This is a genomic window from Xanthomonas sp. LF06-19, assembly GCF_034105425.1.
Lineage (GTDB): Bacteria > Pseudomonadota > Gammaproteobacteria > Xanthomonadales > Xanthomonadaceae > Xanthomonas_A > Xanthomonas_A sontii.
Genome location: NZ_JAXGGH010000007.1, coordinates 83,422 through 102,666, shown reverse-complemented (window position 1 = coordinate 102,666; position 19,245 = coordinate 83,422). Strand labels below are relative to the sequence as shown.

Below are 19,245 nucleotides of genomic sequence, written 5' to 3'. Positions count from 1 at the left end.
CAAGTGTGCCACAGCCTGCGGGATGGAGCTTGCCCAGCGACGCACCGATGCGTGCTGCCACCGAATCCAAGTGCAACGAGCGTAGCGTGGGAATGACGGGTAAGGGCAAAGCACCGAACTTACTGCAACCAGCAACGGTAACAGCGACTTGCCGGAACCGACCGCCGGCATGCCAGCCAACCGACGAAGCCCGACCCACCAGCTGATTTGCTCCACCACCGCCTAACGCCTGAATTAAGCCGCGCCGCGAAGTGGCGTCGGCTTGAATGAACTGTTAGGTGCCATACTGGAGCACTTTACGGCTCAATGTCCACGTTTAGCTCGGCGCGCTGATTGAGCGAGTTCTCCTCCCGTTTGCCAGCGATCGGGCGAGTGGACCCGTACTCGGTTAGAGCAATGACACAAAGCGGATCCACGCCAGCGGCTAGCAGGAACATGTATAGGAGAAGCGCTCGACGTTGGGCGAGATAGCGGCACTCTTGCCCGGAACACTCATACTGATCAGTATGGCCCGCAATCTCGAACCTGACGTCCGGGTGGCGCTTGATTAGCTCGACAGAGCGATTCAAGTTGGCAATTTGGTCTGCCCCAGTTGCAGCCTCGTCGATCGTCTCACCCTTGATGGGATGGCCGGCCTTGAAGAAAGCACCATACAGGTCGAGTGAAGAACTGCATGCAGCGCCGGAATATCCACCGAGCAGAGCTGTCGATAGCAGGATTGAGAGGAGCTTGGACATGTCACCTAACGCTGGAAATAAGCCGCGTGCCGTAGGCACGTCGGCTTGATTGACTGGTTAGGCCAGGATGGCCCAACGAAGGTGGGGCGCCGGAACGAGGTGCCGACGACCGTATTGTCTGGTGCTGCGTCCGATGCAGGGCTTGCCACGTTGACCATCCGTTGAGGTGACCTGCCAAGTGTCAGGCGGCGCGGTGGTTGGTGCAACCGGAAGCGCCAAGCCAAAGAAGAAGCCACACGCCTAACGCTTGAGACAAGCCGCATGCCGTAGGCATGTCGGCTTGATTGAATTGTTAGGCCGCGGCGCGCCGGAACTCAATGACATAGTTCTCTCCGGATACGTCAGCGACCCTCCCCACGAGATCGTCCCGCACGGCAAAGGTCTTGGGAATCTTGCTCCCATCTTCGCCGCGCTGTACACGATCCGGCTCCAGTGCGCGAGCAAGCACTAAGCGGACCACAGCGCCAGTGTCAAAGGCACGAACGACGTTGGTGCGAAATTCCGTATTGCCGGGACCTGACCAGCGATCAAAGCGGTCGCCGAATGCCAAGATGTTTGGCCCGTAGCCTTTGATGTGGTGATGATTCCAGAGGCTCACTACCAACGTGTCGTCATCGACCCACGAGCTCACGGACCAGTTGACGTTCTTGAGTGTGGCCCCGTAACGCCGGAATGCTTCAGAGATACCAAGCTTCATAAGCAGCCTAACACCTGAGTTAAGCCGCGCCGAGAAGCGGCGTCGGCTTGAATGAATTGTTAGGGCGCACCCGCTGCTTCACCCCTGATGGATATCTATCACGTGCCGAGGCTGGAACCATAGCTCCATGCCAGCCTGCAGCCGGTCTGTGCAGTGCGGGTCGTTATCTAGCGCGCCCCGGTACCAGCCCGCCTGGCACTCCAAGACCTCTACCCACATGCGCTCGCCGTGCTCGACCTTCTCGCCGGACGCGTCAGGGCCCAGGATGTAGAACCGGAGCTTAGCTATGTCGCCGGGTGCGAGCCCACGGCGGGCTTCTGCATGCGGGATCCAGAACGACTCCGGGCTCTCGGCATGGGCCTCTTCGCCGTCCGATAGCCACCAGCCGTCGTGTTCTCTTGTAGCGAGTCGCGGTGTGCTCACCTGGGCGCCCTAACGCCTGAATTAAGCCGCGCCGCGAAGCGGCGTCGGCTTGAATGAATTGTTAGGCGCCAAGCCCGGGTTCTCCGCGGTAGGGCGCCAAAAGAAGGTTGTGCACGTTGTTCAAGCGAGTCAGAAGGCCAGAAATTGAACTACTACGGGTTGATAGTTGTTTGGACAGCGCCTGAAGTTCCTCCGAACTGCACGGCTGTCGCCGGAACATGACCAGCGAAGCCTGATGGGCAACATAGTCTCGATGAGGAATCTCGGCTTGGAGATCTTTGACAAGCTGAGAGTCTGAGCATGTCTTTGCGAAGACCTTCAGGAGTGTGCCAAGCGCTGCGTTGTCATAGTCGCTGCCCGTGAAGCCGAAGTGTAAGTCGCGACCCAAGCGATGCTTGGCGATGTTGAAGTAGTTACGCAAGTAAGTCTTTAGCAGTGCCTCGATAAGCTGGTAGCCGCCAAGCGTCAAGTTGGCGATCTCTTGATAGCTCTTTACTTCAAAATCCCGATCTGCGTCCATGGCGCCTAATGCTTGAATTAAGCCGCGCCGCGAAGCGACGTCGGCTTGAATGAGTTGTTAGGCCGACGACGGACGCGACCAGAGTAGAGATTGAATGTATGCCGAACTGGAGCCATCCCAGCCGCAGATGGCACATTGCCCTGAAATGAACTCATGTGGACACTTTGGAGTGCCATACAGGATATGAGCGCACTCTGGACAAAGCGATGACATGCTTGAAGCCGTTGCGATGTATCGGCTCCCGCATTCATCGCACTTCCCAGAAGTTCTTTCCATTGCGGCCTAACTACTATTTGGACGGCCCAAAAGCGGTGATGCCCCAAGTATCAACCAACGCCAGACGTCTGCAAAGCGGGAAATTCCCGCCCTGCATCAATGACTTGCCTGATTTTGGCCGGGGCTCCGTGCGCCAATGCTGGCTACGTTATCCGACGTTCGAACTGTCGTGTGAGTTACACCCGTGACGATGAAGGCGTAACGGCGCATCAACCGCCGAGGTTGCTGGAGGAAATGCCTCACCCCTCCAACATCGCCTTGTCCCGCACCGCCCCCTTGTCCGCACTGGTCGCCAGCAACGCGTAGGCCTTCAACGCCGTACTGACCTTGCGCGGGCGCGGTTCCGCTGGCTTCCAGCCACGGGCGTCCTGGTCGGCGCGGCGCGTGGCCAGTTCCGCGTCGGAGACCAGCAGGTCGATGCGGCGCTGGGGGATGTCGATGCGGATGCGGTCGCCGTCGCGGACCAGGCCGATGGTGCCGCCCGCCGCCGCTTCCGGGGAGGCGTGGCCGATCGACAGGCCGGAGGTGCCGCCGGAGAAGCGGCCGTCGGTGAGCAGGGCGCATTGCTTGCCCAGGCCCTTGGACTTCAGATACGACGTCGGGTACAGCATTTCCTGCATGCCGGGGCCGCCCTTGGGACCTTCGTAGCGGATCACCACGACGTCGCCAGCCTTGACGTCGTCGGCGAGGATGCCCTTGACCGCGGCGTCCTGGCTTTCGAACACCTTGGCGTTGCCCTCGAACACGTGGATGGATTCGTCCACGCCGGCGGTCTTCACCACGCAGCCGTCCTCGGCGATGTTGCCGTACAGCACTGCCAGGCCGCCTTCCTGCGAGTAGGCGTGGGCGACGTCGCGGATGCAGCCGCTGGCGCGGTCGGCGTCCAGGCTGGGCCAACGCGTGGCCTGGCTGAAGGCGACCTGGGTGGGGATGCCGGCCGGCCCGGCCTGGTAGAACGTCTGCACCGCGGGGTCGTCGCTCTGGGTGATGTCCCACTGCGCGATGGCGTCGGCCAGGCTGCGGCTGTGCACGGTGGCCTGGTCGGTGTGCAGCAGGCCGCCGCGCGCCAGTTCGCCGAGGATGGCGACGATGCCGCCGGCGCGGTGCACGTCCTCGATGTGGTACTTCTGCGTGTTCGGCGCCACCTTGCACAGCTGCGGCACGCGCTTGGACAGGTGGTCGATGTCGCGCAGGGTGAACGGCACCTCGGCCTCCTGCGCGGCGGCGAGCAGGTGCAGGATGGTGTTGGTGGAGCCGCCCATCGCGATGTCCAGGGTCATCGCGTTCTCGAACGCCTCGAAGGTGGCGATGCCGCGCGGCAGCGCGCGTGGGTCTTCGGCGCCATACCAGCGGTGGCACAATTCCACCGCGGTGCGGCCGGCCTTGAGGAACAGTTGCTCGCGGTCGGCGTGGGTGGCGACCACGGTGCCGTTGCCGGGCAGGGCCAGGCCCAGCGCTTCGGTCAGGCAGTTCATCGAGTTGGCGGTGAACATGCCCGAGCAGGAGCCGCAGGTGGGGCAGGCGCTGCGCTCGAACGCGGCGACCTTCTCGTCGGAGGCGGTGGGATCGGCGGCGATCACCATCGCGTCGATCAGGTCCAGGTTGTGGTCGGCGAGCTTGGTCTTGCCGGCTTCCATCGGCCCGCCGGAGACGAACACGGTGGGGATGTTGAGGCGCAGCGCGGCCATCAGCATGCCGGGGGTGATCTTGTCGCAGTTGGAGATGCACACCAGCGCGTCGGCGCAGTGCGCGTTGACCATGTACTCGACCGAGTCGGCGATGATCTCGCGGCTGGGCAGCGAGTACAGCATGCCGTCGTGGCCCATGGCGATGCCGTCGTCCACGGCGATGGTGTCGAACTCCTTGGCCACGCCGCCGACGCGCTCGATCTCGCGCGCGACCAGTTGCCCGAGATCCTTCAGGTGCACGTGGCCGGGCACGAACTGGGTGAAGGAATTGGCGATGGCGATGATCGGCTTGTGGAAGTCGGCGTCCTGCATGCCGGTGGCGCGCCACAGCGCGCGGGCGCCGGCCATGTTGCGGCCGTGGGTCGAGGTCTTGGAGCGATAGTCGGGCATGGGAGCAGCGAACGAGCGGGCGGGGAGGCTGGCGATGGTGGCGCGATCGGATCGTTGCTGCTGCAACCGTCCTGGACGCCCACCGGTGGGCCGACCACGTTAGCACGCACGCTGGCGCCGCCGCGCGCCGCCCGGGAGTGCGGAGCGGGTCGCAGACCTGCCTGCCTGCGCTTGGCAGACTGCGGTGGCCGGTGCGTCAGGGGGCGTAGGCCCGGCTCGCCCATCATGACCACAGGAGGTGTCCATGCTCCGGCATGTGCGTTCGTCGTCTTCCGCTGTTTCCTCCCCCGCCCCGTCCCTTGTGTCCACCCCCGACGATCCGAGCCGCCGCAGCGTGCTGCGCGCCGGTGTCGGCATCGCCGCCGGCGCCGCGCTCTGGGGCCTGGGCGGCCAGGCCCGCGCCGCCGGCACGCTGCCGTTCGCCGGCCTCAACCTGTCCGGGCTGGCGTCCAACAACTTCGTCGACAACGCCCTCATCGACCGGCACTACCGCGACATCAGCGACCAGCACATCGTTGCCGCCGGCGCCTGCCCGCTGTTCCGCCTGCCCACCACCGCCGCACGCTTCAGTACCGGCCAGGGCATGCCGCTCAACGCCACGTATTGCGACCAAGTCGAGAAAGTGCTGGGCCGGCTCGCGCAGCGCGGCAAGGTGGCGATCCTGGAGTTGCACGACTACATGCGCTTGCCGATCAAGGTCGCGAGCAAGTCCGGTTACCGGCGCGATGGCGCCGGCCAGCTGATCGGGCCGGACGGCCGCGCGGTCGCCGATCCGGCCGACCAATCGGTGTGGAACGGGACCTACCGCAAGGGGAATTTCCTGTACCTGGCCTACTTCGATCCGGCCGACAACCTGCTCAAGCTCTACGAGTACCGCGTGATCGGCACGCCGGGCTGCACGCTGTACAACGCCGCCGGCCTGCCGGATCTGTGGAGTCGCATCGTGCAGCGCTTCCGCTCGCATCCGGCGATCTTCGGCTGGGGCCTGATGAACGAGCCCTACCAGGGACCGGAGCGCAACGCCGACGGCAGCACGCTGGTGATGGCCGATCACTGGCTGCGCACCGCCACCGCCACCGCGGCGCGCATCTTCGATTTCGACCGGTCGCATTACGTGTTCGTTTGCGGCAACGAATACGCCAGCGCCCGCCGGTGGAAAGAGGCGTCCAACAACCTGGACACGATTCCCGACCCGTACGACCGCATCGTCTACGAGGCGCACAACTATCTGGACGACGAGGGCCGCGGAGGCGGTGCTTGGACCAATCGCAATGAAAACGTTGCGCCGGACACCGGCATCGAGATGGTCAAGCCATTCATCGACTGGCTGGGATACCGAGGCAAGCGCGGCTTTCTCGGCGAGCACGGCTATCCGGCCGGCAATGCCAGCGCGGAACTGGCGACCAAGCGCATGCTCGCGCACCTGCAGGCCAACAACATTCCCAGCACGCAGTGGTGCTTCGGGCCCGGTTGGCCGGACAACGACGTGCTGGGCATGAGCCGCGACGTCGGCATGGACATCCAGGTCAAGTCCAACATCGCCGCGGTGCAGCCGTATTTCGACGCGCGCCTGTCCAGCTACGTGCCGCCGCCGCCGACGAGCTGACGCGTCGCGCGTGCGTCCGCGGTGATGCCCAACCGCCGGCCGCGGGTTTCCGCGGCCGGCGGAACCGGGCATCATCGTGGTTGGACTCAGGAAGACGTTGCCATGAAAAGGTCGAAGACGACCGCCTTGTTGCTAATGAGCGCTGCGCCGCTGCTGTTCACCGCCTGCGGGCGCGAGCCAGAGGCCAAGGCCCAGGAAGGCCTGTACACCTCGGTGGACGCCTGCGTGGCGCAGACCCACGACATCGCGACCTGCCGCGAGGCCTTCGCGCAGGCGCAGAAGCAGGCGGCCGAGCAGGGGCCCAAGTACGCCAGCCGCGAGCAGTGCGCGCAGGACTATGCGCAGGATCGCTGCGTGGAGCAGCGCGACAGCCACGGCCATTCCTTCATCGGGCCGATGATGACCGGCTTCTTCCTGTCGCAGATGCTCAACAACAACCGCGCTGCCGGGTTCAATGCCGCGCCCGCCTACCAGGACCGGCAGAACCAGTGGCAGCGGCCGGCGTCCTATTCCGGCGGTGCCGGTGCGGCGGCCGCCAGCGGCACGATGCTGCGCGGCAACCAGACCATGACCCATATCGGCGCCACGCCGAACCGGGCGGTCACCGTCAGCCGCGGCGGCTTCGGCGGGTCCAGCGGTGCGCGCGGCTTCGGCAGCTGAGTCCGGCTTTTTTCCTCATCGCACGAGACCCCGCATGAAACGTATCGCGATCGTCGAGCGCGGCGACTGGCGCGCCCAGGCCGCGGAGTACGGTTTCCGCTTCCACACCATCGACGGCCAGCGCTACTGGGACGAACGCGCCTACTACGCGTTCAGCCTGCGCCAGATCGAGCGCGATCTGGAAGACCCCAGTGCCGAACTGCACGCGATGGCGATGGGCCTGCTCGACGAGATCGTCGCCAGCGAGGCGCTGATGCAGCGGCTGGCGATCCCGCCGGCGTTCCGCGACTGGATCGCCGACAGCTGGCGGCGCCGCGAGCCGCATCTGTACGGGCGCCTGGACCTGGCCTACGACGGCCGCGGCCCGGCCAAGCTCTACGAACTCAACTACGACACGCCGACCTCGCTGTTCGAGTCGGCGTTCTTCCAGTGGCAGTGGCTGGAGGACCAGCGCGCGCAGGGCCGATTGCCGGACGATGCCGACCAGTTCAACTCCATCCACGAAGCCTTGCTGGAGCGCTTCGCCGCGCTCGCTGGCGGGTTGCCGCCGCCGCTGTACTTCGCCGCGGTGCGCGATTCGGAAGAGGACCAGGGCACGATCGCCTACCTGCGCGACTGCGCCGCGCAGGCCGGCGTCGGCGGCGAGCTGATCGCGATCGAGGACATCGGCCTGTCCAGCGACGGCCGCTACACCGATCTGGACGACACGGTGATCGGCGCGCTGTTCAAGCTGTATCCGCTGGAGGACATGTTCGCCGAGCGCTTCGGCCAGGCGCTGCCGGGCTCGGGCCTGCGCCTGCTGGAGCCGCCGTGGAAGGCGCTGCTCAGCAACAAGGGCATCCTGCCGCTGCTGTGGGAGCGCCATCGCGGCCATCCCAACCTGCTGCCGGCCGCGTTCGACGACGGCAGCGCCTTGCCGCCGGGTTGGGTACGCAAGCCGCTGCATTCGCGCGAGGGCGCCAACATCGTGCTGCACCTGGACGATGGCCGCGTGCTGGAGAGCGACGGCCCCTATGCCGGACCCTACATCCGCCAGCAAGCGCATCCGCTGCCGGCGTTCGAGGGCCGCTACCCGATGGTCGGCAGCTGGATCGTCGGCGACCGCGCCTGCGGCATCGGCATTCGCGAGGACGATAGTCCGATCACAAGCGACAGCGCGCGGTTCCTGCCGCACGCCATCGTCGAGGAGGCGCGGCCGGGCGTGCTGTATGCGTGAGTCTGTGTCGCGCGCCGACACGGCGTCGCCTGATGCGCCGCGTCGGCATCGCAACGACGGAACGCCCTTGGCCGCGTATGCCGACCAGGTGGCGGTGCGCTGCCATCGCTGCGGCGCGCCGGGCTGGGTACTTGCGCAGTGGGAGCCTTACCGCTGGCAGGCACGCTTTCGTTGCGGGCAGTGCAGCGCTGCGTTGGACAGCGCGGCGGACGACTGGGTGGGAATGGTGCAGTTGGTCGGCCGCCGGGCCTGTGGCCACTGCGGGCATCAGTGGGTGCATGTCTGTGCAGCGTCGGCCGCCGCTGTACCGCCGCCGAAGACCTTGCCCGGCCGCTGCGCGTCGTGTCGCAAGGACTGTGCGGTGGCGGTGCAGCCGCGGCGCGTGCGCGACGGCTCGCCCCACGATCCGCATTTCGGCATGCCGCTGGCGCTGGTCGCGCCGACCCGCGCCGGCCTGCTGTGGGCCTACAACCCGCGCCATCTGCAGGAGCTGCAGGACTACGTGTCGGCGACGCTGCGCGAACGCCGCGGCCTGTTCGGGCGCTCGATGGTGGCGCGGTTGCCGGCGTGGATGAAGCTGGCGCGGCATCGGCCGCTGATGCTTCGGGCGCTGCAGCGTCTGCAGCAGGCCAGTGCGCAGCTGCCGTCGGTGCCTGCGGCGGCAACGTAGCGGCGGCGTCTGCGGTTTCATTCTTCGCCGTGAATGCGGCCGGCGCAGTCGCGCCACGCGCGACGCATGCGAAATGTCTACGATGTGATACTCGTCACGATTGACCGGGCTTGCCCGTCTGACGAAGATCGACATCGGGGAGTGCTGCGGGGGCCGGCATGTCTGCATCTCGTATTCGCGCCAGAGTGCTGGTGCTGCTGGCGTGCGTCGCAGCCAACTGCAGCGCGTGCGCGGTGGTGACGGTCTCCACCGCGCGCGAGGACGTGGTCGTGCGTGGCCTGTTCGGCGCGCGCGTCGCCACGACGGGATTGGCCCCTGTGGCGATCCGTTCGCGCGGGCTGGGAATTTCGCAGACCCCGCGCGCGTGGACGCTGGGCTGGCACGCCGAAACCGCGATCTATGTTCCCCCGGATGCGGACGCGTGCCGCATCGTGCTGATGTCCAATACCGAAGCCGAGGTCCGCCGCCTGCTTGCGATCCTGCAGGCCGGCGGTGGCGATGTGTCTCAGGTCTGCATCGCATCACAGGAGGTGTCACGATGAAAACGTCTCTGGCTTGTTTCTCTGTTCTGCTGTTGGGCGGCTGCGCACATTTGGAGCAGGCGCCGTTGGTCTACGCGTCGAAGACGAGCTTCGGTGTCGATGTTTCCACGGCATCCACCGAAAACCCAGGCATTTCGATGAACCTGGGCTACAAGCAGGTGGATGCGGCCTATGTGCCGGTGGCGGTGGCGAGAAAGTGCAACGACGGCGTTGCCGGTGCCGACTGCAGCAAAAAGGGCTACGAGCTGCTGGTGATCTCCGGCGTCGCCAGAGAGGGCGATTCGGACGCCGACGGGACCAGCGAAGATGCGCGGATCGAAGCGGCCAAGAAGGCATCGACTGACTATGCGAGGGCGCTGTCGGAGGAGACGCTGGCGAAGCAGGCGATGATCGAGGCCGATAGCAAGCTCAAGCAACTGCGCGACAGCTACAGCGCAGCCGCCAAGCGGCAAAGCGCATACGATCAAGCGAAGCTGAAATGGGCGTCGCTGCAGGCAGCGGCGGCGAGCCCGGGCACGGTCGAAGAGGCGGACGTGATCGCCGCGAAGAGCGCCATGGACGCGCTCGCGCCCACTGCCGAAGATCAGGCGATTCTCGCGGGCTTCGCTCAGAGCGAGAACGACCTGCGGCAGAACGCCGCCGCCGTGGCGTCCGAGTACGCCAGCAAGCAAAAAGCGTCGGAGTTGCAGGAAGCCATTCTCAAGTCCGCCAATGCGAAGATCGCGCGCAGCAATCTGGGCGACTCCTATTCCGTCTTTGGCAGCTTCGATGGCACGAGCACCGTCAATGGCAAGGGCTCGGCGTCGATCGGGTTGGGCAAGATGTTCTCGACCGGCGTGGCTGCGCAACGGTTGGCGAGCGGCATATCGACCATGGCCTGCTACGACCTGATCAAGAGCAAGGCACCTGCCGCCGTCGCCGCGGCGGAACTGGAGAAGCTGTTGCAGCACTGCCAGTGAGTGCCGTGGTTTGCGCGGCCGAGCGGTGCGGCGGCGCCGCCGCCGCGCGCTACAGCAACCCGTCGCGCTTCACCGCCAGGTAGCGCTCGATCAGCGCGGCGGGCAGTTCCTCGCCGGTGACGTCGAGCACCATCACGCCGTGGCTGCGCAGTGCGTCGTGCGCGGCGCTGCGCTGCTGCAGGTAGCGCGCCACCGCGCCGGCCTGCACCGCCTGCGGCAGCTCCTGTGCGTCCTCCGCCAGCGCCTGGTCCAGTTCGCGCTCGCGCAGGCTGGCCACGCACACCAGGTGGCGGCGCTGCAGCAGGCGTACGGCGGCCAGCAGGTCTTCGATGTCCTCGTCGCGCACGTTGCTGACCAGCATCACCAGCGCGCGGCGGCGCTGGCGCAGCGACAGTTCGGTGGCCGCGGTCAGATAATCGGTGGCCACCGGCTGCGGCTGCAGGTCGTAGCTGGCGCGCAGCAGCACGTCGACGGTGGCCATGCCGCGTTGCGGCGCCACCCAGCGCGCGTCGCCGCCGCTGGCCATCATGCCCACCGCGTCGCCCTGGCGCAGCGCCAGGTACGACACCACCAGAGCGGCGTTGAGCACATGGTCGAAGTGCGACAGGCCACGCTCGCTGGCCAACATGCGCCGTCCGGTGTCGATCAGCATCAGCAACTGCTGGTTCTTCTCGTCCTGGTACTCGCGCGAGATCAGCTTGCGCGCGCGCGAGGTCGCCTTCCAGTCGATCTGGCGCAGGCTGTCGCCGACCCGGTATTCGCGCATCTGGTGGAAGTCGGTGCCTTCGCCGCGGCGCCGCTTCAGGTGCGCGCCGACCAGGCGCGAAGCCTGTTCGGCGCTGAACAGGGCGAAGCGGGTCAGCGGCGCGAAGTTCGGATACACGCGCACGGTCCGTGCGGACCCGGCCAGACGCTGCTGCCACCACAGGCGCCACGGCGCATGCAGGCGCAGGTGGGTGCCGTCGAAGACGAAGCTGCCGCGCGCGGTCGGACGCAGCTGGTAGCGCACCTGGGTCTGATGCGCGGCGGGCAGGGTCATGCGCTGCGGCAGGCCCTGCAGCTCCCAGCCACTGGGCACCAGGTCGAACAGGTCCACGCGCTGGCGCTGCGCGCTGTCCAGGTGCAGCACCACGTCGCGCTGGACGCCCAGCGGCAGCGCTTCGGGCAGCTCGCGGCGCACCTGCGGCGTCGGCCGGCGCCACAGCCGCCATGCATCCAGCGCCGCGACCAGCGCGATGCCCGCTGCGACCGCCTGCCAGCTCCACAGCGGCAGCCAGCCCAGCGCCACGGCCAGGCCGTACAGCGCCCACAGCGCGAGCAGGGCCAGCAGGAGCGGGGCGGGTCTCATCGCTTGGGGGCCGGGAGTGGGGAATGGGGAATGGGGAATGGGAAAAGCGGCAGGGCTGCAGCGCGACGGGTCGCTGCGTTCGTCAGCTCACTGCAATCGGGAATTACGGGCAACGCCGGGAACCCCGGCTTTTCCCATTCCCGATTCCCCATTCCCGACTCCCCGCTCATTTCCTCGGCGCCTCCACCTTGGCCAGCAACCCACCGAGGGCGTCGTCGGCACTCTGGCCTTCGATCTGCAGTTCCGGGGCCAGGGCGATGCGGTGGCGCAGCGCCGGTTTGGCCACGTCGCGGATGTCGTCGGGGATGACGAAGTCGCGGCCGGACAGCACGGCCTGCGCGCGCGCCGCGCGAACCAGGGCGATGCTGCCGCGCGGGCCGGCGCCCAGGGCAATGCCGGGCCAGCGGCGGGTGGCGGCGACGATGCGCACGGCGTAGTCGATGACCTGCGGGTCGACGGCGATGGCCGCGGTGCCGGCCTGCATCGCCACCACGTCCTCGGCGCCGAGCACGCGCGGCACCTGCGACAGGTCGAAGTCGCCGGCGCTGCGGCCGCTGGTGACCGCGGCGACCATGCGCGCCTCGTCTTCCAGTTGCGGGTAGTCGATCAGGATCTTCAGCAGGAAGCGGTCCAGCTGCGCTTCCGGCAACGGGTAGGTGCCTTCCTGCTCGACCGGGTTCTGCGTGGCCAGCGCCAGGAACGGCGGCGCCAGCGGGAAGGCCGTGCCTTCGATGGTGACCTGGCCTTCCTGCATCACTTCGAGCAGCGCCGACTGGGTCTTGGCCGGGGCGCGGTTGATCTCGTCTGCCAGCAGCAGGTGGGTGAACACCGGGCCGCGGCGGATCTTGAAGCTCTCGGTCTTGGGGTCGTACACGGCGTGGCCGCTGACGTCGCTGGGCATCAGGTCCGGGGTGAACTGCACGCGTGCGTAGTTCAGTTCCAGGGCCTGCGCCAGCGCGCGCACCAGCAGGGTCTTGCCGAGGCCGGGCACGCCCTCGATCAGCACATGCCCGCCGGCCAGCAGCGCGATCAGGATCTGCTCCAGCACCTCCGGCTGGCCGATGAAGGCGTGGCCGACCGCGGCGCGGATCGCCTCGGCGCGTTCGATCAGGGCAGGGCCGGCGAGCGGCGCGACGGCGTCGGAGGAGGCGGTGGTCATAACTGGTTTCTCATCTGGACGAGGAGGCGGATGCGCTCGCGCAAGGCGGCGGGTTGGTTGGGCGGCGGCGGTTGCAGCGCCTGTTCGACCTGCGCCACGGGCAGCTGCAGGCGTTCGGCGATGGCGGCGGCCTGGGCCGGACCCTCCAGCGCGGCGGCGATCGGCGCGCGCCGGCGCAGCCGCGCCAGGAACGCCTCGCGTACCGCCGCGTGCAGCAGGTCGGCGCGGCCGTAGCGCAGCAGGTGTTCGCCGCTGGCGCGCACGTGTTCCAGCAGCGAACGGCGATCCTCGGCCGGCGCCGCGAGCAGCGGCCCGAAACGCTGCATGCGCGACCACAGCCAGGCCAGCAGGACCAGCAACGCGGGCAGCCAGGCCGGCCAGCCGCGGGTGAACAGGGTGCGCCACAGCGACGGCAGTTCGGCCGAATAGATCAGGTGGATGGTGCCCTGGCCGTAGTTCGGCCCCAGCACCTGGCGTGCCAGCAGGCGGTTGCCGGCCTCGCGCAGCCCGCCGCTGCGCAGCACCGGATCGTCTTCCATCGGCGAGCCCTCGAACATCTTGCCGAGCCGGTCGTCCTGGTTCTCGAGGAAATCCAGCTCCGACAGCACGTCCACGCTGCCGTCGCCGTAGGGCACGCGCGCGAACACGAAGTCGTCGTCCTCGCCGCTCCACCAGTTGTCGGGCGTGTCCGGGTCGATGTGGAAGCGGCGACCGTCGCAGAACACCTTCTGCGGCGCCGCGCCCGGCACCGCCATGACCAGACAGTCGTCCGGGCTGCGCGCCTCGACGGTGATGTCCAGCGCTTCCAGGATCGGCACGTCGCCGCGCTTGACCTCTGCGGTGGGCGTGCGCAGCACCAGATGTCCGCCATGCTCCACCCAGTCCAGCAAGGCGTCGCCGTCGGCCTTGCCGAGCATGCGTGGGTCGCCATACAGCACCACGCTGTCGTGCGGGCGCAGGCGCATCGCCTCCAGGTCCAGGCGTTGCCGCGACTCGGCACGCACGCCGTCGGCGCGCAGGGTCTGGCGCAGCGCGTACAGCGGGTTGTAGGCGGCCTCGCCGCGCGGCGGCAGCACGATCTCCCGCTCGGCGCGTTCGTAGCGGCCGAAGAACCAGGCCGCGCCGACGCTGACCAGCAGCAGGCCGACCAGGAAGATCAGCGCATTGCGCGTGCCGCTGTTCATGCCTGCCACCGGAACTGGCGCTGCAGGTCGTCGACCAGCGCATCGAAGGCGCTGTCCTCGGGCAGCCGGCCCGCATAGGCGGCGTGCTGCCAGACCCGCACCATGCGCGCGAACAGGCCGCGGTCGGCGTCATCGGGCAGGCGTTGCGCGGCGCGCAGGCACTGCGCCTCGGTGGCGCTGGGCGGCAGCACCAGATCGGCGCGCTCGCACAGCGTCGCCACGCTGGCCCGGTACAGCAGCGCCAGCGCGTCGCGGTGGCGGCCTTCGCGCCAGGCGCGTCGTGCCACCGTCGCCACGTCGTCCGGCAGCGGTTGCGGCGCCAGCACCGGCGTGTGCTCCGGTGCCGTCGCCACCGGTGCACGCCGGCGCCCGGTGCCGCGCATCCACGGCAGCCAGTGCCTGGCGGTCAGCAGCAGCACCAGCAGCAGGATGCCGGCCAGCACCCACATGCCCCACTTGCCGACGAACGCGATGGCCTGGGCGGCGGCCTTCATCCATTTGCCGAACGCGGTGAGGTCTTGCTGCTTGTCGTCCGGCTTGGGCGGTTCGTCGGGATTGCGTTTCTTCCAGTAGCCGATGGTGCGCTTGGCGGTCAGCAGCGGGTCGGCGTAGGCGCGGTCGGCGGCGCGGGCGAAGCGCGCATCGGCGGCGGGCTCGGTGTCGAACACTTCGTCCAGCGGGACCGGATGCGCGGCGTTGTGGTGGTGGGTATCGGCGGCGGGCTTGCTGTCGGCATCTGCATCCGCATCACTGTCAGTGTCCGTGTCGGCATCGGTATCGGCATCGGTCCCGTCATCGCGCCCGGCGTCGGCGGGAGCATCCTGCTCCGCCGCCGTCTGCACCGCTGTGTCGTCGGCCGCCGGCTGCGCACGCAGCGCCACGGCCGGCGCGGCGAGCAGGGCCACGCACAGCACCGCCAGCGGCGCGGCGGCGCGCAGGCGCGCAGCCATCCGCCGCAGCGCCATTTCCACGTCCCAGGCTTCGAGCTGGGTGCGCCGGTTGAGGTACAGGCCGAAGCCGGCGCCGACGAAGAACGGTTCGATCAGGGTCATCGCCAGCCAGGCGATGGCGTTGAAGCCGATGTCCGCCCACACCGGGGTCTGCTGGCCGATCAGCGACCAGGCCGCGCGCGCGGTTTCCGGCAGCAGGTCGATGGGCACGAACAGGAAGATCGTGGCGATGCAGGCCAGGCTGAGCATGCCTTCGAACGTGGCGAAGACGCTGGCCATCAGCAGCGCATGGCCGTAGATCGCCCCGCCCAGGGTGCGGCGGCGCTCGCGCTGCTGGCCGGCGCTCGCGCCTTCCAGCAGTTCCAGCGGCATGAACACGCTGCGCGCCGGACTCAACCGACGCCAGGTCAGGTAGCCGATCAGGGTGCGCCAGCCCCAGGCGCCCTGCGCGCGCACGGTGTCGCGCACGCGCGGCACGTCGCCGAACACCGCGCGCGAGATCACGAACAGCGGGATCCGGTCCAGCACCGGCTTCAGCCACCACAGCAGCAGCGGTGCCAGCCACAGCGCATCGATCGCCCAGGCGCCGAGGTTGAGCACGGCGAACAGCGGCAGGGTGACCAGCAGCCAGGGCTTCCAGATCGCCCCGGCGTGGCGGCGGACCAGGGCGCTGCCCAGTTCCATCGCTTCCCAGGCCGAGCGTGCGCGCAGCACCACGTCCAGGCGCTCAATCCGCATCGATGGCCTCCGCGCGGCCGCGCCCGCCGCGCCACAGCCACGTCAGCACCAGCGTCCAGAGTGCCGCCGACACGCTGTACTTGACCCACGCCGGCACGGTCGCGATGGACGACCAGAACGCCTCGATGAAGGCGGCCACCAGCAGCATCGCAGCCACGCCCAGGCACAGCCGCGCGCCGATCTTGCCGCCTTCCACCAGCGCATCGATGCGCCGCCGCCGTCCCGGCGCCAGCACCTTCAGGCCGAGCTGCAGGCCGGCACCGCCGGCGATCACGATCGCGGTCAGTTCGAACGGCGCATGCCCGGCGACGAAGCGCCAGAAGGTGATGCCGTAGCCGATCTGGTGCAGGTGCCCGGCCACCGCGCCGATGGTGATGCCGTTGAACAGCAGCACCAGCACCGTGCCCAGTCCCGCCAGCAGGCCACTGGCGAACGTGCGCAGGCCGATGCTGATGTTGTTCATGATGTAGTGGCCGAACATCTGCCAATCGGTGCCGCTGTCGCGGCCGAGCTTCTGTGCGCTGGCGGCCGGGTCGTACATGCGCTCGACCTGGGTGACCTGCATCGGGTCCATCAACCCGTGGATCAGTTCCGGACGGAACTGCAGCAGCGCGAAGATGGTCACCAGCGGCACCACGAACAGCGCGGTGGCCGCCGCCATGTAGCCGGCCTGGCTGCGCACCAGCTGCGGGAACTCGGCGAACAGGAATTCCGCCGCGCGCCGCCAGCGCGGACGCGGCGCCCGGTACAGGACGGTGTGCCCCTGCTGCATCAGATGCTGCAGGCGCGCGGTGACCTGCGGGCTGTAGCCGCGCCTGCGTGCCAGTGCCAGCTGGTGGCACACGCGCCGGTAGCGCGCCGGCATGTCCTCGTCGGTGAGCGGCGTCGGCTGGTCTGGACTCGGGATCGCGGTCGGCGGCGCGGCGGTCTTGCCGGCGTCGTCGGCGGCGCCGGCCTTGTTCGGCGCCGACCTGCGCGCGCTGCGCTGCAGCCAGGCCTCGAACACCTGCCATTCCTGCTGATGACGGAGGACGAACTGTTCCTGTTTCATCGGCGGCCCAGCAGCCAGTTGGCCATCGCGTACAGGCGCAGCACCCCGGCCTGGCCCGGCGTCTCGGTCAGCGGCTGCGCCAGCGCGGCCAGTTCCAGTTGCCGCTCCGGGGTGAGCCGCGGCGCGCGCTCGGCGAAGGCGATCAGCGCCGCCTGTTCGGCCGGCAGCAGCGGTCGCGGCGGCGCGAGCGCGCTGGCGATCGGCGGCAGCGCCTCGTCCTCGCGCGGCGGCTGGTGCACCACCAGCGTGCCCGCGACCAGGTCGCCCAGGCGCCGCGAATGGGTGTCGAACAGGCAGGCGATCAGGCCGACGGCGTAGCCGAACGGCAGCATGTCCACGGTGCGCAGCAGGTTGCGGGTGATCGCGGCCATCCAGCCCACCGGCGCGCCGTTGCGCGCCACTACGCGCAGGCCCAGCGCCTGCTTGCCCAGGGTCTGGCCGCGCCAGCCCTCCAGCACGATCGGGTACGCCCAGAACACCAGGAACATCGCCACCAGGTACAGGCCCTGGCCGAGGCCGCCGAGCAGGCCGAGGAACATGCCCATGGCGGTGAGCAGGGCGAAGCGCAGCGCCAGGTCGATCAGCCAGGCCAGCGCGCGCGGCACCGCACCGGCGGCCGGCAGATGCAGCGGCACGCCCTCGGGGGTGATGACTTCGCGGTAGGTATCGAGCATGCCGCTTACCGCCGCCAGGTGGTGCGGCGGACACGGGCACCTGCGATGTGGGGAGGCCGTCCTTCCGTTCGGCCGGCTGCCTGTGGCGGCATGCTGCTCTCGACTGCGTCCTGCTCCGAAGCGGCACTTTAGCCGGCGTGGCGTGAATTGCCCAGCACGCCGGCGGCGCCGATCAGCGTACCGTGCCGCCGTCGCGCTGGCGCCCGGAGAACAGCTTGCGCACGCCGGCGACCAGCGCCATCAGGCCGATCAGCAGCAGCTTCCAGGCCTTAGCCAACAACAGGCCCAGCTTGGCGAACAGGCCGGCCTTGGCCGCCAGGCCGCCGCCGATCAGGGTGGCCAGGCCGTAGCTGGCGATCTTGTCGGTGGACGGGTTGTGGTCGGCATAGCGGGCGCCGCTGTCGAACTCGGCCATCGGCAGCAACTGCTGCATGCCCTCGCGCACCTGCGCCAGTTCGCCCATGCCTGAGACCGCATTGAGGCTGAGGTAGCCATGCCGGCCGAGCACGCGGATGTCGTAGTTGAGGGTGTGCTCGTGCTCGCCGGCGAACGCCAGCTCGCGCGCCCAGTACAGCTTCTTGCTGCCGGTGTCGTAGCGCGGCGGCACCGCCCAGCCGATCAGGTCGACCTGCTCGTAGCCGGCCTTCTTGCGCTGTGCGTTTGAGTCGCGCGTCTCCTCCTGCATGTCCTTGAGCATGGCCTGGTAGTCGATCTTGCTGGCGTCCTCGTCGGACACGTAGCCGTCGTCGGAATAGGTGACGACCACCGCCCAGCTGCCCTTCTCGTCGAGCGCGGGCTGGCGCGGCACGATCAGGCCCAGCACGTCGTCGTCGGGCGGGTTGCCCCAGTAGCTTTCCAGCACCCGCCGCGCATCGGTCTTGTCTAGGTAGCGGAATTCCGGGCCGAGGTCGAAATGCACCTTGGCCTGCGGCAGTTCGATATGCCCGTCGCGGAAATGCAGCGAGCCGACGAACTGCTCGGCGGTCATGTCCGGGCCGCTGTCCTGGGCCAGCACTGGGCCGGAGGTGGCGCACAGCGCGCAGAAAAAAGCGGCCAGCAGGCCGCGCAGCGAAGTCTTGAGCATCGGCGATTCCATTCGTTCGGTGGCGTCCCCACGCCAGAGGCGCCTAGTGTCGCGCAAGCGCGCGGCGCACGCCAGCCGCGGCGCAGGTGCCGCAACCACCGCGGTGGCCTCAGCCGTTGCCGGTGAGGTAACGGTCCTTCAGCCGCACGTAGTGCTGCGCCGAGTAGTGCAGGCTCTCGATCTCCTTGTCGCTGAGCATGCGCGCCTTGCGCGCGGGATTGCCCAGCCACAGCTCGCCCTCGCCGACGGTCTTGCCCGGGCCGACCACCGCACCGGCACCGACGAAGCCGTATTTCTTCACCGTGGCGCCATCGAGGATGCAGGCGCCCATGCCGATCAGGCACAGGTCCTCGATGGTGCAGGCATGGATGATGGTGCCGTGGCCCACGGTCACGTCCGCGCCGATCAAGGTCGGGTAGCCGGCCGCGTTGAACGGGCTGTGGTGGCTGACGTGGATGATGGTGCCGTCCTGGATGTTGCTGCGCGCGCCGATGCGCACGTAGTTGACGTCGCCGCGGATCACCGTGCCCGGCCATACCGACACGTCGTCCTCCAGCACCACGTCGCCGATCACGGTGCAGGCCGGGTCGACATAGACGCGCGCGCCCAGCTGCGGAGTCGTGTCGAGGTAGGGGCGGATCGGGGACATGCTGCTCTCCGGCGGTGGGCGGCC

At 68.3% G+C, this 19,245-nt stretch carries 18 protein-coding genes; 6 read left to right on the top strand and 12 right to left on the bottom strand.

Going from position 1 to position 19,245, the window contains the following annotated elements; translation table 11 throughout:
- Positions 1-296 precede the first annotated feature (296 nt).
- The 4 genes from SLW55_RS14640 to ilvD all read right to left on the bottom strand — a co-directional run bounded on the left by SLW55_RS14640 (position 297) and on the right by ilvD (position 4,731).
- Complete coding sequence (locus SLW55_RS14640) at positions 297-737, bottom strand: OmpA family protein (RefSeq protein ID WP_152237716.1); 441 nt, start codon at positions 735-737, stop codon at positions 297-299.
- A 292-nt stretch (positions 738-1,029) separates the two neighbouring features.
- Positions 1,030-1,434, bottom strand: a complete 405-nt coding sequence (locus tag SLW55_RS14635) for a hypothetical protein (protein WP_152237717.1) — start codon at positions 1,432-1,434, stop codon at positions 1,030-1,032.
- Between the two features lie 484 nt (positions 1,435-1,918).
- Positions 1,919-2,377, bottom strand: coding sequence for a hypothetical protein (locus SLW55_RS14630; protein WP_152237719.1), 459 nt, complete (start codon positions 2,375-2,377; stop codon positions 1,919-1,921).
- 515 nt (positions 2,378-2,892) lie between these two features.
- A complete protein-coding gene (gene ilvD, locus SLW55_RS14625; RefSeq protein ID WP_320745341.1) occupies positions 2,893-4,731 on the bottom strand; it encodes a dihydroxy-acid dehydratase in 1,839 nt (612 codons plus the stop codon).
- Positions 4,732-5,086: 355 nt separating this feature from the next.
- Between ilvD and SLW55_RS14620 the strand changes: the two genes are divergently transcribed.
- The 6 genes from SLW55_RS14620 to SLW55_RS14595 all read left to right on the top strand — a co-directional run bounded on the left by SLW55_RS14620 (position 5,087) and on the right by SLW55_RS14595 (position 10,384).
- Positions 5,087-6,337: a cellulase family glycosylhydrolase gene (locus SLW55_RS14620; protein WP_320745375.1), complete on the top strand. Its 1,251-nt coding sequence runs from the start codon at positions 5,087-5,089 to the stop codon at positions 6,335-6,337.
- Between the two features lie 102 nt (positions 6,338-6,439).
- Entirely contained in the window at positions 6,440-6,997 is a 558-nt protein-coding gene (locus SLW55_RS14615) for a DUF1190 domain-containing protein (RefSeq protein ID WP_267112615.1), read from the top strand.
- Between the two features lie 34 nt (positions 6,998-7,031).
- Positions 7,032-8,213 (top strand): glutathionylspermidine synthase family protein, encoded by a 1,182-nt coding sequence (locus SLW55_RS14610; RefSeq protein WP_320745340.1) that lies wholly within the window; start codon positions 7,032-7,034, stop codon positions 8,211-8,213.
- 361 nt (positions 8,214-8,574) lie between these two features.
- Positions 8,575-8,883, top strand: a complete 309-nt coding sequence (locus tag SLW55_RS14605) for a hypothetical protein (RefSeq protein ID WP_320745339.1) — start codon at positions 8,575-8,577, stop codon at positions 8,881-8,883.
- 158 nt (positions 8,884-9,041) lie between these two features.
- Positions 9,042-9,425: a hypothetical protein gene (locus SLW55_RS14600; protein ID WP_225851499.1), complete on the top strand. Its 384-nt coding sequence runs from the start codon at positions 9,042-9,044 to the stop codon at positions 9,423-9,425.
- On the top strand, positions 9,422-10,384 hold the full coding sequence (locus tag SLW55_RS14595) for a hypothetical protein (RefSeq protein ID WP_226977985.1): 963 nt from the start codon (positions 9,422-9,424) through the stop codon (positions 10,382-10,384). Before SLW55_RS14600 ends, SLW55_RS14595 begins: the two co-directional genes overlap by 4 nt.
- Before the next feature lie 49 nt (positions 10,385-10,433).
- On the opposite strand, the gene SLW55_RS14590 is transcribed toward SLW55_RS14595, so the two are convergent.
- The 8 genes from SLW55_RS14590 to SLW55_RS14555 all read right to left on the bottom strand — a co-directional run bounded on the left by SLW55_RS14590 (position 10,434) and on the right by SLW55_RS14555 (position 19,221).
- Positions 10,434-11,732, bottom strand: coding sequence for a DUF58 domain-containing protein (locus SLW55_RS14590; RefSeq protein WP_295942636.1), 1,299 nt, complete (start codon positions 11,730-11,732; stop codon positions 10,434-10,436).
- A 166-nt stretch (positions 11,733-11,898) separates the two neighbouring features.
- Positions 11,899-12,891, bottom strand: a complete 993-nt coding sequence (locus SLW55_RS14585; RefSeq protein ID WP_043094277.1) for a MoxR family ATPase — start codon at positions 12,889-12,891, stop codon at positions 11,899-11,901.
- Positions 12,888-14,075 carry a DUF4350 domain-containing protein gene (locus tag SLW55_RS14580; RefSeq protein WP_295920635.1) on the bottom strand — a complete coding sequence of 396 codons (1,188 nt, stop codon included), beginning with the start codon at positions 14,073-14,075 and terminating at the stop codon, positions 12,888-12,890. The genes SLW55_RS14585 and SLW55_RS14580 overlap by 4 nt, the downstream gene beginning before the upstream one ends.
- Positions 14,072-15,763: a DUF4129 domain-containing protein gene (locus SLW55_RS14575; protein ID WP_295942635.1), complete on the bottom strand. Its 1,692-nt coding sequence runs from the start codon at positions 15,761-15,763 to the stop codon at positions 14,072-14,074. Before SLW55_RS14575 ends, SLW55_RS14580 begins: the two co-directional genes overlap by 4 nt.
- Positions 15,753-16,814, bottom strand: coding sequence for a stage II sporulation protein M (locus SLW55_RS14570; protein WP_295917229.1), 1,062 nt, complete (start codon positions 16,812-16,814; stop codon positions 15,753-15,755). The genes SLW55_RS14575 and SLW55_RS14570 overlap by 11 nt, the downstream gene beginning before the upstream one ends.
- Positions 16,811-17,488, bottom strand: a complete 678-nt coding sequence (locus SLW55_RS14565) for an RDD family protein (RefSeq protein ID WP_043094282.1) — start codon at positions 17,486-17,488, stop codon at positions 16,811-16,813. The genes SLW55_RS14570 and SLW55_RS14565 overlap by 4 nt, the downstream gene beginning before the upstream one ends.
- 172 nt (positions 17,489-17,660) lie before the next feature.
- Positions 17,661-18,584, bottom strand: coding sequence for a DUF2167 domain-containing protein (locus SLW55_RS14560; protein ID WP_267103815.1), 924 nt, complete (start codon positions 18,582-18,584; stop codon positions 17,661-17,663).
- A 97-nt stretch (positions 18,585-18,681) separates the two neighbouring features.
- Complete coding sequence (locus SLW55_RS14555) at positions 18,682-19,221, bottom strand: gamma carbonic anhydrase family protein (RefSeq protein ID WP_017915009.1); 540 nt, start codon at positions 19,219-19,221, stop codon at positions 18,682-18,684.
- Positions 19,222-19,245 lie beyond the last annotated feature (24 nt).

Coding starts and splice junctions, on each gene's coding strand:
- SLW55_RS14640 (WP_152237716.1), bottom strand. CDS start 737: ATGTCCAAGCTCCTCTCAATCCTGCTATCGACAGCTCTGCTCGGTGGA.
- SLW55_RS14635 (WP_152237717.1), bottom strand. CDS start 1,434: ATGAAGCTTGGTATCTCTGAAGCATTCCGGCGTTACGGGGCCACACTC.
- SLW55_RS14630 (WP_152237719.1), bottom strand. CDS start 2,377: ATGGACGCAGATCGGGATTTTGAAGTAAAGAGCTATCAAGAGATCGCC.
- ilvD (WP_320745341.1), bottom strand. CDS start 4,731: ATGCCCGACTATCGCTCCAAGACCTCGACCCACGGCCGCAACATGGCC.
- SLW55_RS14615 (WP_267112615.1), top strand. CDS start 6,440: ATGAAAAGGTCGAAGACGACCGCCTTGTTGCTAATGAGCGCTGCGCCG.
- SLW55_RS14610 (WP_320745340.1), top strand. CDS start 7,032: ATGAAACGTATCGCGATCGTCGAGCGCGGCGACTGGCGCGCCCAGGCC.
- SLW55_RS14600 (WP_225851499.1), top strand. CDS start 9,042: ATGTCTGCATCTCGTATTCGCGCCAGAGTGCTGGTGCTGCTGGCGTGC.
- SLW55_RS14595 (WP_226977985.1), top strand. CDS start 9,422: ATGAAAACGTCTCTGGCTTGTTTCTCTGTTCTGCTGTTGGGCGGCTGC.
- SLW55_RS14590 (WP_295942636.1), bottom strand. CDS start 11,732: ATGAGACCCGCCCCGCTCCTGCTGGCCCTGCTCGCGCTGTGGGCGCTG.
- SLW55_RS14585 (WP_043094277.1), bottom strand. CDS start 12,891: ATGACCACCGCCTCCTCCGACGCCGTCGCGCCGCTCGCCGGCCCTGCC.
- SLW55_RS14580 (WP_295920635.1), bottom strand. CDS start 14,075: ATGAACAGCGGCACGCGCAATGCGCTGATCTTCCTGGTCGGCCTGCTG.
- SLW55_RS14575 (WP_295942635.1), bottom strand. CDS start 15,763: ATGCGGATTGAGCGCCTGGACGTGGTGCTGCGCGCACGCTCGGCCTGG.
- SLW55_RS14570 (WP_295917229.1), bottom strand. CDS start 16,814: ATGAAACAGGAACAGTTCGTCCTCCGTCATCAGCAGGAATGGCAGGTG.
- SLW55_RS14565 (WP_043094282.1), bottom strand. CDS start 17,488: ATGCTCGATACCTACCGCGAAGTCATCACCCCCGAGGGCGTGCCGCTG.
- SLW55_RS14560 (WP_267103815.1), bottom strand. CDS start 18,584: ATGGAATCGCCGATGCTCAAGACTTCGCTGCGCGGCCTGCTGGCCGCT.
- SLW55_RS14555 (WP_017915009.1), bottom strand. CDS start 19,221: ATGTCCCCGATCCGCCCCTACCTCGACACGACTCCGCAGCTGGGCGCG.